This is a genomic window from Aliinostoc maniaoense (genome assembly GCF_058172895.1).
Genome location: NZ_CP187952.1, coordinates 2,173,724 through 2,192,530, shown reverse-complemented (window position 1 = coordinate 2,192,530; position 18,807 = coordinate 2,173,724). Strand labels below are relative to the sequence as shown.

Here is an 18,807-nt window from a genome sequence, read left to right as displayed (position 1 = left end):
TTATGCCAATACGGTTGCAAACAGTTGCTTGACTTGTTCCCAAGCTTCGGCGGCTGCTTGAGGATTATAGCTAGCACGACGATCACAGAAAAATCCGTGGTCAGCTCCATCGTAGCGGAACACACGATGGGAAATGTTGTATTTTTCTAACTCTGTGGTAATCTCGCTGATGTGTTCTGGGGGAATACTCGCATCTTCTTCACCAAAAAATGTATAAATTGTGCCTTTTATTTCTGATGTTCGGCTAAGAGTTGGTGTGTCTCCTCCCGGTGTTGCTGTGGGAATACGCGCACCATAGAAGTATGCTGTAGCAGTAATATCTGGTAAAGTGGCAGCAAGATATGCTACATGACCGCCAAAACAAAAGCCAATACAACCAATACCATCTTGCTTGACATTCGGTAAGGTTTTGAGGTGATTAATGGCCGCTTGAATATCGCTGAGTAATTCTGATGCGGTGGTTTGCTCCCAGGCGTATGTTCTACCGATTTCAATATCTGCGGGGGTGTAACCGGTTTCAAAGCCAGGCGCAATCCGTTCAAATAGTGCAGGTGCGATCGCTATATATCCTAACTTGGCAATTCGTTCTGTGACATCTCGAATATGCTCATTTACACCAAAAATCTCCTGTAAAACTACAACTCCTGGATAAGTACCCGGTGTTTGGGGCTGTGCTAAGTAGGCAGAGATTTGTAAACTGTTGTGTGAAATCTTGACGGTTTGAGTATCTAATGCTTGCTCAGTCATCATAATTTTTACCAATGCAACCCAATACAGCTTTGTAATTATTTGATATAACTATGCCAGTATGTTTAGTGGTTTTCCTCAAATCTCCTTATACATGAGGAATTTAAATAATAAAAAGCTCCCATGTACGATAACCAAAATTCTTGCTGTACTTAGTTTTCTTAATTTTGAATTTTGAATTATGATTCAATTCCGTATTCAGCCAGATAGTGAAATTCCGGCATCAACCCAGCTATTTAATCAAATGCGGTTTGCGATCGCTTCTCGGCAATATCCCCCAGGATACAAGTTACCAAGTACACGGGCTTTAGCGATGCAAACGGGATTACATCGCAACACTATTAGTAAAGTCTACCGTCAGTTAGAAGAAGACGGTTTTGTAGAAAGTCTGGCTGGTTCAGGAATTTATGTCCGCGCTCAAGGCCATGAAGGTGGTAGCAGGCTACAATCACCGATTTTGCAACAACATCCTGAAGCATCAAAAGTTTTGCAGCAAGCTTTGGATGAACTAATTACTCAAGGATATTCACTCAACCAAGCACGAGAGATATTTTTAGCAGAAATTGACTGGCGTTTGCGCTGTAGTGCGCGGGTATTAGTTGCTGCACCTGCCCAAGATTTAGGGGTGGGTGATTTAATGGTCTATGAATTAGAAGACACCTTACAAATCCCAGTACAACTAGTAGCCATCGAAGAATTAGCAGCCGTACTCGATAAAACTACCTCAGCTACCGTAGTTACCAGTCGCTATTTTATCAACGATGTGGAAGCGATCGCCGCTCCTAAATCTGTGCGGGTAATTCCTCTCGATATCTACGACTACACCAAAGAAATCAATTTACTCAAAACCTTGCCTAAAGATAACTGTGTAGGTATAGTTAGCCTCAGTTCGGGAATTGGTCATCAAGCCGAGGTAATTTTACACGGGTTGCGGGGTGATGATTTACTAATTATGACTGCCCAACCACAAGACAATTATAAATTGCAAGCCATTGTTAAACGCGCCCAAGTAATTATTTGTGATCAAGCCTGTTTTACCATAGTGCAAACAGCAGTTCAAGCCGCCTCGGAAGATATTATTCGTCCACCCAAATTGATTAAGGTAGAAAGTTATATCGGCACAAATTCGATTAACTTGCTGCAACGAGAATTGGGCTTGGGTTGAAACCAAACAGCGATCGCTGTGAGATATTTAGCTATAATCACTCATCTGGTGTTTTCAGTCGGGTGAGATGTTGTACCATAAATTGACTGATAAACCCTGGTTTGGGAATCTCCGGGATGAAAAAATTTCGATTCTCTACGATAAACTAGTTGCTAATTTTTAATTAATTGATACACTTGTTCTTCATTATCCCTATGATTTAGCACCTATGGTGCATATTAAGCGCGTCGAACTTACTAACTTTAAATCCTTCGGTGGTACTACCTCAGTCCCTCTACTACCGGGGTTCACTGTCATATCCGGGCCGAATGGTTCGGGGAAGTCGAATATTTTAGATGCGCTACTGTTTTGTTTGGGACTTGCTAGTTCTAAGGGGATGCGCGCCGATCGCTTACCGGATTTGGTTAATAATACTCAAACGGCTAAAAGTCGTGCGGCGGTAGAAGCTAGTGTAACTGTGACTTTTGATTTATCTGATTTGGTAGATGTCAATGATCAGTTATCAGTAGTCACCAGTGATGAAGAATTATTACAAGATGAGGCGCAACCAGAAGAACAGCCAACAGAGAATGGTAACGGACACAAGCCAACAGAATGGAGTGTGACAAGAAAACTGCGGGTGACTCATCAAGGAAGTTATACGTCGAATTACTATATCAATGGTGCATCCTGTACACTGACAGAGTTGCATCAGCAGTTGGAAGATTTGCGGATTTACCCGGAAGGGTATAATGTCGTGCTGCAAGGTGACGTAACTAGTATTATCTCGATGAATGCTAAGGAGCGTCGGGAAATTATTGATGAGTTGGCTGGGGTGGCAGCTTTTGACCGTAAGATTAATCAGGCTAAGGCGACCCTGGATGAGGTGAAGGAAAAGGAAGATAGTTGTCGGATTATTGAGAATGAGTTAACTTTACAACGCGATCGCCTGTCTCAAGATAAAGCTAAGGCGGAGAAGTATCAAAAGTTACGTACTGAATATTTACATAAGCAGTCTTGGGAAGCGGTGTTATCTTGGCGTTCTTTGCAAGCACAGCAGGAAAAGTTAGCCACGGAAATTCAAGCAGGCGATCGCAATTTTAGCGAACTCACAACCCAACTCACCAACTTAAATACAGAAATTGCCCAAAAAACGGCAGAATTAGAACAACTCAATGCACACGTCAAGGCTTTGGGCGAGGAAGAACTATTAGCGGTACAATCTACCCTGGCTACCCAAGAAGCGGAACGCAAGCAACTAGAACGTCAGCAAGCGGATTTAACCAACACTTCCCAAGAAACTGCTAGGCGGTTGACGCAAACTCAGCAAGAAATTCAACAGCATCAGCAGGGTTTATCTGAAATTGCTCAAGCACAGGGGTTAGAACAGCAATCTATCGTTTACTGTCAGCAGCAACGGGATGAAACTCAACAAGCTTTAGAAAAGTCCCGTGAAGCCGCCGCAGCTATCGCTACAGCTTCGGAAGCTTGGGTACAGCAACAAACTGCACTCAACCGTCAAATTGAAACTTTGTTGCAAACTCTAGAACCGCAGCGTACAGAACAAGCACAATTGAGAGAGCGGAATAATCAGTTACAGGAGTTAATTCAAGAGGAAACGCAATTAATTACCAATTTAGAGCCGCAGTTGGCAGAAAAACAAGCGGAATGTTCTAAGTTAGAAACTGAGTTTAATAGTTCTAGTGAACCTATTCAAGATTTAGCCCAAAATCTCACCGCCACAGATCAAGAATTACAAATTCAACAGGAAACTCAAAAGCGGCTATTGCAAGAACAACGGGAAAAACAGCGTCAGTTAGATAAAATCGAAGCCCAAACCCAAGCACAGCAGGAAGTTCAGGGAACACAAGCTAGTAAGGTGATTATTCAATCAGGATTACCCGGCGTTTGCGGCTTGGTGGTGCATTTAGGACGAGTTGAACCCCGTTATCAATTGGCGTTAGAAATTGCGGCTGGCGCGCGTTTAGGACACATTGTAGTAGAAGATGATGGGATAGCCGCCGCCGGAATTGAATTACTCAAACAAAAACGGGCGGGGAGGGCGACGTTTTTACCCTTAAACAAAATTCAAGCTCCCAGAATTACCCAGGATGCAACCTTGCGGTTAGCTCATGGCTTTGTCAGCTATGCGGTGAATTTAGTAGAATGCGATCGCCGTTATCGTGATGTATTTAATTATGTTTTCGGTAACACGGTAGTATTTAGCAACTTAGAACAGGCGCGGAAAAATCTTGGTTTATATCGCATCGTTACCTTAGACGGGGAATTACTAGAAACCAGTGGCGCGATGACTGGCGGTAGTATGAATCAGCGTTCATCATTACGTTTTGGCAAGGGAGAAGCGGCGGAATCAGATGAGGCGGTAGCTTTAAAACAGCGTTTGCAGGATATTGATAGAATTTTAGACCGTTGTACGGAAGCGATCGCCAATTTATCATCTAGAAGTAAGCAATTATCCCAAGAACTCACGGAAGCGCGTCAAGCACGGCGAGAACAGCAGTTGCAATTGGAACAGTTACAGAAGGACATTAAAAGTTTAACAGCCCAGTTAGAAGGGACGCGATCGCAACTCACCCAAAACACCGAAAAATTTCACACCGCCCAAACTCGCCTGGAAGTATTAGACAATGAACTTCCAGGACAAGAAACGCAATTACAGCAATTACGCCACACCCTAGCCGATTTAGAAGCCTCCCAAACCCCCAGCGAATGGCAACAAATCCAAGGGACGATAAAAACCCAAGAACAGCAATTACAGCAACGGGAAACCGCCTTTAGAGAAGCCGAACAACGATTAAAAAATTTAGAGAATCAACAGCAACGCCTACAAGAGCGCATCCAAGAAGCCGAACAACGCATTACCCAATACCAACAAGAACAACAAACCCAACAAACCCAAATCGCCACCCTCAGCACTCAGCACTCAGCACTCAGCACTCAAATTGCTGCTACCCGCGCCCAAATGAGTGAAATGGAAAAGAATTTGGGTGAGGAGAAACAAAAACGCGACGCATTAGAACAACAAGTGCGATCGCATCTCCTGCGTCAGCAACAATTAGAATGGGAAATCCAAAAGCTGGAAGAAAGCCAAATCAAACGTCGGGAAGATTTAGCCAACCTGCAAACTCAAATTCAAGAACTCGCCCCCGAATTGCCCAACCCTTTGCCAGAAGTACCCGATCAGGTAGACTTAGAAGAATTGCAGAAAGAATTGCGATCGCTAGCCAAACGCTTGCAAGCGATGGAACCTGTAAATATGTTGGCGTTGGAAGAATACGAACGCACCCAAAACCGCCTGGAAGAACTCAGCCAAAAATTGCAGACATTAGAAGCCGAACGCACAGAATTACTCTTAAGGATTGAAAACTTTACCACCTTGCGCCAACAAGCCTTTAAAGAAGCCTTCGACGCTGTGAACGAAAACTTTCAAGGGATTTTCGCCACCCTTTCCGACGGTGACGGCTACCTCCAACTCGATAACCCCGAAGATCCCTTTGCTAGCGGCTTAAATTTAGTCGCCCACCCCAAAGGTAAACCAGTGCAAAGACTCGCTTCCATGTCTGGGGGAGAAAAATCACTCACCGCTTTAAGCTTTATTTTTGCGCTACAACGTTACCGCCCCTCACCCTTTTACGCTTTTGATGAAGTAGATATGTTCCTCGATGGCGCAAACGTGGAACGTTTATCAAGAATGATTAAAAAACAGGCACAACAAGCCCAGTTCATAGTTGTGAGTTTGCGTCGTCCGATGATAGAATCAGCCGAACGCACCATTGGCGTTACTCAGGCAAGGGGAGCTTACACCCAAGTTTTGGGAATTAAATTGCAATCTTCCAATACATCTGCTTGAGTTTTTGTTAATAATAGTGTATAGATAAACCGGATTCGAGATCAGGACTCCGTATAGAATGACCTCTGAACAGATAATTAGGCGTTCCGACATATTAAATACCCAGGTAATTACCCGCGACAATGGCAAACGATTAGGGATAGTCAGCCAAGTTTGGGTAGATATTGATCAAAGAGAGGTTGTGGCTCTTGGTTTGCGAGACAGCCTGATCTCTATTTCTGGTCTACCGCGTTATATGTACCTGAGCAGCATCAACCAATTTGGTGATGTCATCCTGGTTGATAACGAAGATGTCATCGAAGACATTGAAGTTGAAGCCTTCAGTAACTTGATGAACTGGGAAGTCATCACCGAAACAGGTGAAGTCTTAGGTAGAGTGCGGGGCTTCAAATTTGAAGCGGAAACAGGTAAGTTAACCTCTATCGTCATCGCCTCCTTGGGAGTACCGCAAATTCCCGACCAGTTTTTGAGTACCTACGAGATATCAATCGAAGAAGTCGTCAGCACTGGCCCCAGTAGATTAATTGTGTTTGAAGGTGCGGAAGAACGAGTTAACCAATTAACAGTCGGTGTCTTGGAAAGACTAGGTATTGGGAAAGCACCTTGGGAAAGAGGAGAAGAGGAAGAATACGGCTATTCCGCACCCCGCGCCGTCGCCCCCTCCAATCAACTCCCTAGCGGCGTACCCCTACAACCACCTAAACCCAAAGTCCGCACCCCCGAACCCGTGGCTTTAGAAGAAGAATGGAATGAGGACTACATCGAAGAAGAAAGACCAAGGCGCGAAGTGATGCGGGCGCGTTCTTACGAGTCGATTCAATACGAGGAAGACGAAGAAGATAACTGGAGTGAAGCCACAGGCAAAGATAGGTATCAAGAGCCACCAGCCCAACCCTACAAGTCTCAGCCCTACAGCAACGATTACGACGACTATGATGATGTAGAAGGCGATGCTTGGGAAGATACACCACCGCAACCAGTGAATATTCCTAAGAAAGTCAAAGAAAGACAGCCAGAATACGAAGAAGAAAGCGGATATTAAAACCCCTTGTAGAAATAACCCCAGTTTTGATTCACAGAACTGGGGTTATTTTATAATAGTCGTGTATTATATTTGTAGCTTATTAGTTACAAATATCATTTATATAGGGTTTGCTATGGATAAAGTGCAAGAATTGTTTATCCGGTGGGTAATCAGTAAATTGATAAACTATGTAATACTTTATTAACAAATCACAACTCTATTAAAATTTTTTAGTTTTGATATATTATAAAAATATAAAATTTCCAAAACTTTTCATGAAAAGAAAAGAAGTTGTAAAACTCATTGTCAATGAAATAGAGAAATTAAGACTGGAGCATCCTATTAGAGTAGGAGTGAGTGGGATTACAGCTTCAGGGAAAAGTACATTAGCTCAAGAAATCGCTTTAGAAATTATCAGCCGAGGCTATCCGTGTATTAAGGCATCTATCGATGATTTTCATAATCCCAAAAAACTACGCTATTCAGAAGCTCTAAGTTTAGCTCATGGTTATTATGAAAATGCTCATGATTATGACGCACTCATTGAACGTCTACTAAAACCTTTAGGTAAAGGAGGTAATTTAACTTATCAAACTCAATCTCTTGACTTAGAAACAGATATCTCCGTAAATCCTGAACTGCAAATTGCAGATAGAAATACAATTTTGGTTGTTGATGGTACTTTCTTGTTCAAAGAAAAGCTAAATGATTATTGGGACTTTCGTATTTTTGTTCAGACTGACTTTGAGATTGCTTTAAATCGCGGTGTTCAACGAGATCAAGCACGTCTTGGAGGAGAGTCAGAAACAAAAAAAAGGTATTTAGAGCGTTATCATAAGGCATCAATGATCTATATAAATGACTGTAATCCAATGTCAAAAGCGCAAGTTATAATTCAAAATAATAATATTAATGCACCAGAATTGACAATATTTTAAATTAGTTAACTTTTAAACTTCTGTCTGCATATTATAATAAATCTCTCGATTTATAGTATTTTTTAAAGATAACTTCCTTCTCAACTAATGTGGTGCAAGAAAGTTGCGATGCCGAGGCTCTTAGAAGCCTCAATAATAGTGTTTTTGAGCAAGTTAAAAATTCTCTTGCTTACTTTTTTTGCTTAGTTAGGGTTTATAACCTAACCAATATCTTTTCTCATGAGAGTTCACTTTTGAAGCTTTTTATATCAATCTACAGTCCAATTTATTCGCCAAGCATAGCTATATTCTGTGCATCTTTAATCCTCCATTTTTATTTTTGTAAACTATCGCACGAATGAATTTCTTTTCTATCTTATGGATTATGAATTAATTACAAATACTGCTTAGATTGGGAATAACAACTAGCTCAATAGTTATATAAATAAAATGGAGAATTATGTTACCTGAAATTATTTCAACATTTCATGCACAACTATTGATTCCCCTTACTCCAGAAGCAGAGGCTAAGATAATTGGTGGCGTTAAAACACCCATTACCAGTGATACTACAAATAATCCTACTAACATCGGCATTGACAAAGCTAGTGCTAAAATTCGTATAGAATTAGGAAAAGTATCACCAAATCAAAGTTTTAGTAATAAATTTGGAACTTGTACTTCTTATTTTGATGAGTTGACTGGACAACTTCGTTTCTCTTGCACTTTAAAAGATACTCATATAATTTAGAAACAGATTTACTGATCCGATTAATAAAAGCGATCGCATAAGGGGAGAAAATAATATAACCTGAGTAATCTTGACTCTCATCGGACTAAAATCACGGTAATTTAAACTGTTGCTCCGAATGAGGAAGACAGTCACAGGGTTTTCAACATATCCCTCATAAATAACATGACAGATTCTAGTCAATCTCTGGACACATTCCGCGCTTTAGCACTGCAAGTCACCTGTCACGCAGTCAATCAAGCACGCGATCGCCAAGAAGTCAGGTTACTGATGGAAAAAACTATTACCCGCTTGGCAGAGCAAATTGCTGCTAGTGTGGCGTTTATTGGTGCTGATTGTCGGTTAATAGTGTTACCAGAATACTTCCTCACAGGTTTTCCAATGGGGGAATCTATGGAAGTATGGGCAAACAAAGCCTGTTTAGAAATGAATGGTGCTGAGTATACTGCTCTCAGTAAAATTGCTCAAAAACATAGTATATTTTTAGCTGGTAATGCCTACGAACTTGACCCGAATTTTCCGGGGTTGTATTTTCAAACCTGCTTTGTGATCGATCCAGGTGGTACAGTAGTGTTGCGTTATCGGCGGTTAAACTCGATGTTTGCCCCTACACCTCATGATGTCTGGGATAAATATCTAGATTGTTACGGTTTAGAGGGGGTTTTCCCCGTCGCCAAAACCGCGATCGGCAATTTAGCAGCTTTAGCATCAGAGGAAATTTTATACCCAGAAGTAGCCCGATGTTTAGCTATGCGAGGAGCAGAAATCTTCCTACATTCCACCTCAGAAATTTATAGTCAACGCCTCACCCCTAAAGATGCAGCCAAAATCACCCGCGCCGTGGAGAATATGGCTTATGTAGTCTCAGCTAACACCGCCGGACTAGGTAATAGTTCCATTCCCATTGGTTCAGTAGATGGCGGTTCAAAAATCATTGATTATCGTGGCTTAGTTCTAGCCGAAACAGGCGCGGGGGAAAGCATGGCAGCCTTTGCAGAAATAGATTTAGTAGCCTTAAGACGCGATCGCCATCGTCCAGGGTTAAATAATTTACTATCACGTCAGCGATTTGAACTATACGCCGAAAGTTATGCTCAGTCAACATTTTACCCCGCCAACACCATGCTGACTCAGCCAATAGAACGTAAGCATTTTATCGCAACCCAACAAAAAACCATTGAACGCTTGAGCAATTTGGGGATAATTTGATCGTGGGGGTGAAATCAATTCACAATAATGAGTAATGAGTAATGAGTAATGAGTAATGAGTAATAAGTAATGAGTAATAAGTAATAAGTAATGAGTAATGAGTAATAAGTAATGAGTAATGAGTAATGAGTAATGAGTAATGAGTAATAAGTAATGAGTAGTCCTATAGAAGTGCGTAATCCTCGGACGGGAAAATTTGACTATGTGATTATTCCGCCACCGCCTCGGTTGCTAGCACAACAATGTAATCGGGCGCGACGGGCGCAAACTCAATGGTATGAGTTAGGTGTGGAAGGGAGAATCACTGCTTTAAAACAATGGAAGGAAGCAATATTAGCTGTACGTCAACAACTGACAGACGCTTTAGTTAATGACACTGGCAGATTGTCTATATCTATATTAGAAATTGATTCTTGCTTAAGCAGTATTGACCGTTGGTGCGATTTAGCACCAGATTTGCTACAAACATCAGCGAAAAATACTAGTATTCCTTTTATCGCCTTGCAACAAGCTTTTGTACCTTACCCTTTAGTGGGGGTAATTAGTCCGTGGAATTTCCCCTTATTGCTATCGATAATTGATACTATCCCGGCGTTGTTGGCGGGTTGTGCTGTGGTTGTCAAACCCAGTAAAACTACACCTCGTTTTGTTGCGCCTCTGTTGACGGCATTGAATAATGTTAATCATTTGCGGGATGTCTTAATTTTTATTGAGGGAACAGGAGAAACGGGGACAGCTTTAATTGATTATGTAGATTTAATTTGTTTTACAGGTAGTGTATCCACAGGGCGGAGAGTAGGAGAAGCGGCAGCTAAACGTTTTATCCCGGCGTTTTTAGAGTTGGGAGGCAAAGATCCGGCGATCGTTTTAGAATCAGCTAATGTAGATTTAGCCACCTCTGCTATTTTGTGGGGTGCAGTTGTTAATACTGGACAGTCATGTGTTTCTATTGAAAGGATTTATGTTGCTGAAGCCATATTTGAAGAGTTTTATCATCAACTAGTCGCCAAAGCACATCGTCTTCAGCTTGCCTACCCTAACATTGATAGTGGACAGATTGGCCCGATTATTGCCGAAAGACAAGCCGCACTAATTAGTGATCATCTTGCTGATGCAGTGGAAAAGGGTGCAGTCGTTCACTGTGGCGGGAAAGTCGAGGAATTAGGGGGTGGTTGGTGGTGTCGTCCGACAGTGCTAACTCAAGTTAATCATTCCATGAAAGTGATGACTGAGGAAACTTTCGGCCCAATTATGCCCGTGATGCCTTTTCGTAGTATTGCAGAAGCGGTATATTTAGCGAACGATTCCATTTATGGACTGAGTGCAGCCGTGTTTGCTGGTTCAGAGGAGGAAGCTTTAGTTGTGGCACGGCAAATTAATGCTGGTGCGGTTAGTATTAATGATGCTTCCTTAACTGCGATGATGCACGAAGGAGAGAAAAATGCTTTTAAATTTTCTGGTATAGGTGGTTCACGTATGGGTGCAGCCGCATTCCAGCGATTTCTACGCAAACAAGCATTTTTGATTAAAACTAACTCTAACCATGATCCTTGGTGGTTTGAGCATTCGTCTTCATAGGTTTGAGGGCATGGGGCAGAAAAATTCAAAATTCAAAATTAAAGAATTTTGGGGCATGGGGCATGGGGCATGGGAAAGAAGTTACCAATGCCCTCTCACCTCGTTTAAAAACCGGGTTTCTTGCAAATCCCTCAGCTTAAAAGCTTAATCTTTCGTTCAGAAACCCGGTTTTTTAGGGCTTGTTGAGAAGTCCCTCTTCACCCGCAAGGGGACGGAGTTTCCCACCGCTTTCAATAAAAATTAATCAATAAATTTAAATAAATATACAAAAAGCTTAAGTGTAATCAAGGGTTACTGGTAAGATTTTTGATGCACTTACGCTAGACAATCATGAATGAAGATCAACGTCAAGCTTACTGGCGTGCTAATACTGCTTTAATTCGCAATCTTTTAATTATTTGGGGATTAGTATCCCTAGTTTTTAGTATTTTGTTGGTGCAACCTTTGAATGGATTGCGCTTTTTTGGCGTGCCTTTCGGGTTCTGGATGGCACAGCAAGGATCAATCTTGGTTTTTGTAGGATTGATTTTTATTTACGCTGTGCAGATGGACAAATTAGACCGCAAGTATAATATTAAGAAGTAAGGAAAAACAGTGTCAGTTGAACTTTGGACAATTTTGATAGTTGGACTGTCTTTTGTTGCTTATATTTACATTGGTTGGCAATCAAGAGTTAAAAGTAGCAAAGACTTTTATGTCGCAGGGCAAGATATCCCCTCTATTGCTAATGGTGCGGCTACTGCGGCCGATTGGATGTCTGCGGCTTCGTTTATTTCAATGGCGGGGCTGATTTCGTTTTTGGGGTATGACGGTTCTATTTATTTGATGGGTTGGACTGGGGGTTACGTACTGCTGGCTTTATTACTTGCTCCCTATCTGCGGAAATTTGGTAAGTATACAGTCCCGGATTTTGTAGGCGATCGCTATTATTCTAATATTGCCCGTTTGGTGGCAGTAGTAGCAGCAATTTTCGTCTCCCTCACCTATGTGGCTGGACAAATGCGCGGTGTGGGCATTGTTTTCAGCCGTTTCCTACAAGTAGACATTAACACCGGCGTAATTATCGGTATGGTAATTGTCGGTTTTTTTGCGGTGTTGGGCGGGATGAAAGGAATTACCTGGACACAGGTAGCCCAGTATGGGGTGTTAATTGTAGCTTACTTGATTCCGGCAATTGCGATCGCCTGGATACTAACCGGTAATCCTGTTCCCCAGTTAGCATTTACCTTTAGTGATGTTGCAACGAAACTGAATCAAATTCAGGTTGATTTAGGGTTTCAAGAGTATACTAAGCCCTTTGTGAACAAGTCGATGTTAGATGTACTGTTCATCACTATCGCCTTGATGGTAGGTACTGCGGGTTTACCTCACATTATTGTCAGATTTTACACGGTTCCCAGTGTACGTGCAGCAAGGTCTTCTGCTGGGTGGGCATTATTATTCATTGCTATTCTGTACACCACTGCACCGGCAGTTTCCATGTTTGCCCGTTATAACTTGATTACTTCTTTGAACAATCAAACTGTAACTCAAGTACAACAGTTAGACTGGGCGCAAAAATGGGAAAAAACTGGGTTGTTAACCTTTGACGATAAAAATAAGGATGGGCGTTATCAATTAACTCCCAACAAAGACACCAGCGAAATTAAAATCGATCCAGATATTATTGTGCTGTCTACCCCAGAGGTAGCTAAACTTCCACCTTGGATAATTGCCTTAGTAGCGGCTGGGGGGTTAGCGGCGGCGTTATCTACAGCATCAGGTTTGTTGCTGGTGATCTCAAGTTCTGTTGCCCATGATATCTACTACCGCATTGTTGATTCTAGTGCCTCAGAACAAAAACGGGTGTTTGTCGGGCGTGTGATGGTGGGTTTATCCTTGGTATTAGCTGGTTACTTTGGTGTAAATCCGCCAGGGTTTGTAGGACAAGTAGTAGCTTTTGCCTTTGGGTTAGCGGCTGCTAGCTTTTTCCCGGTGATAGTTTTGGGCATTTTTGATAAGCGTACCAATTCCGAGGGTGCGATCGCTGGAATGTTGACAGGGTTAATTTTTACCATTGTCTACATTATTGGGGTCAAGTTTTTAGGAATGCAGCCTTGGTTTTTTGGCGTATCTCCCGAAGGTATCGGTACTTTAGGTATGCTAATTAACTTCGCGGTGACAGTGGTAGTTTCTCGCCTCACCCCACCACCCCCAGCAGAAATTCAGGCGATGGTAGAAGATTTACGTTCTCCATCTCTAGAGGAAGAATCACAAGCTGTAGGAATTGGGGAGTAAGGGTGTAAGGGTGTAGGGGTGTAGGGGAGTAAGGGTGTAGGGGTTTAGGGGTGTAGGGGTTTAGGGGTGTACTGGAAATAAATTCTACCTTGTCTACCTTGTCTACCTTGTCTACCTTGTCTACCCATTCCCCATGCCCCATTCCCCATGCCCCAAAATTCTTTAATTTTGAATTTTGAATTTTGAATTTTGAATTTTTCTGCCCCATGCCCCATCAACCAACAATTTGAATTTTACCTGCTGCTTTCGTCGCTTTTTCTCTAGCAGCTTCTACACTATCAGCTTTTGCTAAAGCTACTCCCATACGACGATAAGGATGGGCGTTTGGTTTACCAAATAATCTGATATCTACATCTTTTTCTGACAAGGCTTCAGCTACACCTGTGTAGTTAATACACTCTGATTTTTCTGAGGCTAAAATTACTGCACTAGCTGAAGCCCCTAACTGTTCTATATGTGGAATTGGTAAGCCTAAAATTGCCCTTAAATGTAATTCAAATTCGTTGAGGTTTTGGGAAATTAATGTCACCATGCCCGTATCATGAGGACGGGGAGAAAGTTCTGAAAAAATTACCTCATCTTTGGTGATGAAAAACTCTACTCCAAAAATGCCTGCACCGCCTAAAGCATCGGTGACTTTTTTAGCGATTTCTTGGGCTTGGAAGATTTTACCTGGTGATATGCCTGCGGGTTGCCAAGACTCTTGATAATCTCCTCTTTCTTGTCGATGCCCAATGGGTTCACAGTAAATAGTGGGGGCGTTCCACTGTTTAATCGTCAGCAGGGTAATTTCAATTTCAAAGTTAATAAATTCTTCGATGATTACCTTTTGACTGTCACCTCTAGAATTAGCGATCGCATAATTCCAAGCCTGTTCTACTTCCTCTTTATTCTGCACTACAGACTGCCCTTTTCCAGAGGAAGACATCACAGGTTTAATCACATTAGGAAAACCAATTTGATCCGCAACTGTGATTAATTCTTCTAAGCTAACTGCATACCCATATTTAGCTGTTCTAATCCCTAATTTCTGATGGGCTAATTCCCTAATTCTGTCACGATTCATTGTGTAATTAGTCGCGGCTGCTGTCGGAATTACAGTTATCCCTCTTTGTTCAAATTCCAGCAGTTTCTCTGTTCTAATTGCTTCGATTTCTGGTATGATGAAGTTAGGTTTATGCTGAGTAACTACCGCTTCTAAATCATCAGCACTCAGCATAGATATAACTTCACAACTATCAGCAACTTGCATCGCTGGAGCATTAGCATAGCGATCAACGGCTATAACATAATTACCTAGCCGTTGCGCTGCAATTACAAATTCTTTGCCGAGTTCCCCTGCACCCAGTAACATCAGTTTTTGGGGAAGTTTGATGGAGTTAATCATTGACAGAGCGATTCAAAGTTCAAAATAAAAACATCATCATCTATCAGCCTCCTCACTATAAACTGTCTACAAATTTGATTTGGAACAGTGTATTTATAGCAGTTGTTAATTGGCCGAGAACATAAAATTTTCCAAACAAATGGGATAGCAAAGAAGTTTCAACTTTCCCTAACCTTGTTTTCTGTTTCCTGTTTCCCTAACCCTGCTATATTTAGCAGTCTGATAATTGTGGGATGTTAATTAATCATCTGCCAAATAGTTAAACCTAGCTCCACGGAGTTGTAAATCTTTACGTTGCTGTTTTGTTAAGCCATTACCCAAGCCCATCTGACATTCATCAACTAGTGCATCTATCCAAATGGTTTCATTGAGTGCCGCTCCTCTTAAATCGGCTTTTCTCAAGTCAGCTTTGGTAAAATTGACAAAAATCAGGTCAGCATTTAATAAACTGCTACCTTGTAAGTTTGCCCCTGTTAAATTTGCCCGAATTAAATTCACCTCATTTAAAATCATCCCCGATAAATCTGCCCCAGATAAGTTAGGAAATTTCACTTGACTAGGATTTTGAAAAAATTCCATCACACAATTGATGTTGGCATCATTGAGACGAATTTTAGTCAAGAAATGGTAGCGTCCTAAGCCTAATTCTTGGAGAATTTGTAAACGTTGTGGTGGAGTCTGCTCTAAAAAGTGAATAGCATTCGAGCGGAGGTCTTGAGTATGATGATTGATCATGATCATTACTTGGCACTATATCTAACTATCGGATGCACGGCTAAAGTTATCTATAGCCAGATGAACAACAGTAACATGAGAACCTAGTCAAATCTCCCACTCAGACAAAGGGTAACATCTGACTTTCATGACTACGACAAACTTTTGGTAAACTCAGTTGCAGAATTTTTAAAGAATTAGTTTCTGTTGATGACTCCCAGACACCATAGTCTAACTATTTCCAGGTTGGCATTTTTTCCAGGTGGTGTCTGTGTGATTTGAGGTTTTCCCTGCAATAGAGTCGAGATACTCAATTCCTCATAGTGTCTGCGGGTGGTATATTTATCAATCTCCCCTCATATGTACGCTCCATGTGTAAATCACGATTTACTTGACAAATATGCTTATATTGTGCATTATTCAATGCCAAGGTTGGTAGTAAATTTGGCCTTAGAGCGTTCATTTTACTGTCACCCATTCTGCAAAGACTCGATCTCAGCTAATTCTAACCAGCGTTCGGTAGCATTATCAATTGCTTGTTTGAGCATCTCTACTTGCTCGTAGAGTTTTTGGACTTGGGTATAATTGCTGGGAGCGACTTTAGCTAGTGCTTGCTCAGTTTGGGCTTTTTCATCCTCTAACTGAGCAATTTTAGTTTCTAGTTGCTCAAATTCCCGTTTTTCCCAATTAGATAACCTGCGACGCTTTTTATTTTCTACATCTTTAGTTTGCGATGTAACTTTTGATTCTTGAGAATTTTTTGTTTTTTCTTTAGTGTTAGTGGTGTTTTGTTGTGCTTCTTCAGCTTTTTTGTAGTCTAGATAGACTGAATAATTGCCTGGGTATTGGCGCAGGTTGCCATCTGCTTCGAGGGCGAATATAGTATCGACAGTGCGGTCTAAAAAGTAGCGATCGTGGGAAACCACAATCACACAACCGCTAAAATCTTCTAGGTATTCCTCTAATACTGCCAATGTCTGTACATCCAAATCATTGGTTGGTTCGTCTAAAATTAGCACATTGGGCGCACTAATCAGGATTCGCAACAGAAATAAGCGTCGTTTCTCACCGCCAGAGAGTTTGTGAATGGGAGCGTACTGTTGATTTCCCGGAAAGAGAAACCGTTCTAACATTTGGGAAGCAGTAATTTTAGTACCGTCGGCGATTTTGACAAATTCCCCCTCTTCTTTAATGTAGTCAATCACGCGTTGATTTTCATCTAAAGCTGTGAGTAATTCTTCCGAATGTTGGTCAAAATAACCGATGTGAATAGTAGAACCAATTTCTACATTGCCTGCATCTGGCTCTACCCTGCCAGTAATGATATTCATTAATGTGGACTTGCCAGCACCATTCCCTCCGATGATGCCCACGCGGTCTTCGGGACTAAACTCATAGGTAAAATTCTGAATGAGGGTGCGATCGCTATAGGATTTGGTAATATTATTCAGTTCAATAACTTTTTTGCCGATGCGCCGACTGACTGTAGAGATATCGACTTTACCCTGAGTTTGTTTAAACTCAGTTTCGCGCATGGCTTCAACCCGTTGAATACGGGCTTTTTGTTTGGTACTACGGGCTTTTGGTCCCCGTTTTAACCATTCTAATTCTCGCCGTAATACACCTTGGTGTTTCCGTTGACTACTGAGGGCTGATTCTTCGGCTAAGGCTTTCTTTTCGAGGTAGTATGAGTAATTACCTGAGTAGCTGTAAATATCACCTCTATCTATTTCGATAATCCGATTGGTAACTTGGTCTAGAAAATAGCGATCGTGGGTGATTAAAAATAATGCACCGCGAAAGCGATTAAGATAAGTTTGTAACCATTCTACAGATAAAGCATCGAGATGGTTAGTTGGCTCATCCATGAGCAAGACATCAGGATCAGCTAGTAAAGCTGTAGCTAAGGCGATACGTTTACGATAGCCTCCCGATAAAGTGCCGATGGGTGCGTCAAAGTCAACAATTCCTAATTGACTCAGGATAATTTTGGCGTTGGTTTCTAATTCCCATGCCCCTGTTGCGTCCATACGCTGCATGACAACAGAAAGGCGGGACATTAACTGATTATCTTCTGGGTGGTGAGCTAGTTTATCAGAGATTTCTTCATACTCACGCACTAAGGCCATTTGTTCGCCACTGTCAGCAAAAATTTGCTCTAAAACTGTGTGGTTTTCATCTAAGTCTGGCTGTTGGGGTAAGTAAATTATTTTAGAACTAGAGTTGCAGATAATTTGACCACTATCAATTGTTTCTAGTCCAGCAATCATTTTTAATAAAGTTGATTTTCCAGAACCATTTGTGCCAATTAAACCCACTTTATCAGTAGCATCTAAACTAAAGCTGGCATCTTTTAAAATTTCTTTGATTCCAAAGTCTTTTTTAACTGATTGTAGGGTGATGATACTCATAAAATTTTAAAAGCAACCGTTGAATCTATTACTGATGAAGTGTGGTTATTGCATGGAGGTTTGACGGCATCTCACCTAGAGACTCAGAGACACAATAAGTAGAACAAGGAAAATAATTAAAGGTTTGTAGTGAGAACTTTAGTTCTCAAATAATAAGGACTAAAGTCCTTACTACGAACTCAATCTTAGTTTTTTTACATTCCTGAACATAGTTTGGTTTTTCAACTTGTTCTACTTTGATCATTAGGGAGTTTTAGGTGATGAGTAAAAATGAGGTGCATTGATTTTGTCGAATGCACCTCAGATTTTTGCCTGATTCTACACAAATAAATCCAGGGGTAGATGTCCATACATTTCGTTAATACCTCCTTCTTCATAAGACTGACACGAAACTAGTACTCCGCGATGATGTCCTGCATAAGAATCGAGGTAACATAAGCCATTTTTGCCATTTAATTTGATATAAACTGGCCCTTCTACCACAGGTAAATCAATGGGTACTTCATAACCTAAAGCATGAGAATATGTTCTCATGGCTAGTAGTCCTTCGGCGGCTGTGTCAGCGCAAATTCCTAGAATTTGATAATCTGAAAGCTTAGTGAATAAAATCAGGGCTTGGCGTACCAATTCTTTTTCTGCTGGTTTCAGAATGGGTGCGATATCTAGACAGTTAAATTTATTGAGGATTTTTTTGGCTTCTGTAGTGGTGATGTTGGGATGATTGGGCATTGGCATATATTGTTTCATTGTGTTCGTAGTTGTAGTTGTATGTATGAG

Annotated in this window: 14 protein-coding genes; 9 read left to right on the top strand and 5 right to left on the bottom strand. The window is 41.4% G+C overall.

The window, feature by feature from the left end; genetic code table 11:
* Positions 1–747 (bottom strand): dienelactone hydrolase family protein, encoded by a 747-nt coding sequence (locus tag ACPZ3T_RS09765; protein WP_490277176.1) that lies wholly within the window; start codon positions 745–747, stop codon positions 1–3.
* Positions 748–928: 181 nt separating this feature from the next.
* On the opposite strand from ACPZ3T_RS09765, the gene ACPZ3T_RS09760 reads away from it, so the two are divergent.
* From ACPZ3T_RS09760 to ACPZ3T_RS09720, 9 genes are all read left to right on the top strand, one after another.
* Positions 929–1,912, top strand: a complete 984-nt coding sequence (locus tag ACPZ3T_RS09760; protein WP_490275627.1) for a GntR family transcriptional regulator — start codon at positions 929–931, stop codon at positions 1,910–1,912.
* 208 nt (positions 1,913–2,120) lie between these two features.
* Positions 2,121–5,762, top strand: a complete 3,642-nt coding sequence (gene smc / locus ACPZ3T_RS09755; protein ID WP_490275625.1) for a chromosome segregation protein SMC — start codon at positions 2,121–2,123, stop codon at positions 5,760–5,762.
* A 58-nt stretch (positions 5,763–5,820) separates the two neighbouring features.
* A complete protein-coding gene (locus ACPZ3T_RS09750; protein ID WP_490275623.1) occupies positions 5,821–6,804 on the top strand; it encodes a PRC-barrel domain-containing protein in 984 nt (327 codons plus the stop codon).
* Positions 6,805–7,061: 257 nt separating this feature from the next.
* Complete coding sequence (locus ACPZ3T_RS09745) at positions 7,062–7,724, top strand: hypothetical protein (protein WP_490275621.1); 663 nt, start codon at positions 7,062–7,064, stop codon at positions 7,722–7,724.
* A gap of 439 nt (positions 7,725–8,163) precedes the next feature.
* The gene (locus ACPZ3T_RS09740) at positions 8,164–8,454 is read left to right on the top strand and encodes a hypothetical protein (protein ID WP_490275619.1); all 291 of its coding nucleotides are present in this window, start codon (positions 8,164–8,166) and stop codon (positions 8,452–8,454) included.
* A gap of 165 nt (positions 8,455–8,619) precedes the next feature.
* Entirely contained in the window at positions 8,620–9,663 is a 1,044-nt protein-coding gene (locus ACPZ3T_RS09735) for a nitrilase-related carbon-nitrogen hydrolase (protein WP_490275617.1), read from the top strand.
* Positions 9,664–9,816: 153 nt separating this feature from the next.
* Positions 9,817–11,241 carry an aldehyde dehydrogenase family protein gene (locus ACPZ3T_RS09730; protein WP_490275615.1) on the top strand — a complete coding sequence of 475 codons (1,425 nt, stop codon included), beginning with the start codon at positions 9,817–9,819 and terminating at the stop codon, positions 11,239–11,241.
* Between the two features lie 330 nt (positions 11,242–11,571).
* On the top strand, positions 11,572–11,826 hold the full coding sequence (locus ACPZ3T_RS09725; protein ID WP_490275613.1) for a DUF4212 domain-containing protein: 255 nt from the start codon (positions 11,572–11,574) through the stop codon (positions 11,824–11,826).
* A 9-nt stretch (positions 11,827–11,835) separates the two neighbouring features.
* Entirely contained in the window at positions 11,836–13,518 is a 1,683-nt protein-coding gene (locus ACPZ3T_RS09720; RefSeq protein WP_490275612.1) for a sodium:solute symporter family protein, read from the top strand.
* Positions 13,519–13,732: 214 nt separating this feature from the next.
* Here the strand turns inward: ACPZ3T_RS09720 and purT are convergent, their stop codons facing one another.
* The 4 genes from purT to ACPZ3T_RS09700 all read right to left on the bottom strand — a co-directional run bounded on the left by purT (position 13,733) and on the right by ACPZ3T_RS09700 (position 18,765).
* A complete protein-coding gene (gene purT / locus ACPZ3T_RS09715; RefSeq protein ID WP_490275610.1) occupies positions 13,733–14,905 on the bottom strand; it encodes a formate-dependent phosphoribosylglycinamide formyltransferase in 1,173 nt (390 codons plus the stop codon).
* Between the two features lie 240 nt (positions 14,906–15,145).
* Complete coding sequence (locus ACPZ3T_RS09710; protein ID WP_490275608.1) at positions 15,146–15,640, bottom strand: pentapeptide repeat-containing protein; 495 nt, start codon at positions 15,638–15,640, stop codon at positions 15,146–15,148.
* A gap of 449 nt (positions 15,641–16,089) precedes the next feature.
* Entirely contained in the window at positions 16,090–18,030 is a 1,941-nt protein-coding gene (locus ACPZ3T_RS09705; RefSeq protein ID WP_490275605.1) for an ABC-F family ATP-binding cassette domain-containing protein, read from the bottom strand.
* A gap of 318 nt (positions 18,031–18,348) precedes the next feature.
* A complete protein-coding gene (locus ACPZ3T_RS09700; protein WP_490277175.1) occupies positions 18,349–18,765 on the bottom strand; it encodes a DUF1824 family protein in 417 nt (138 codons plus the stop codon).
* Positions 18,766–18,807: the final 42 nt, after the last annotated feature.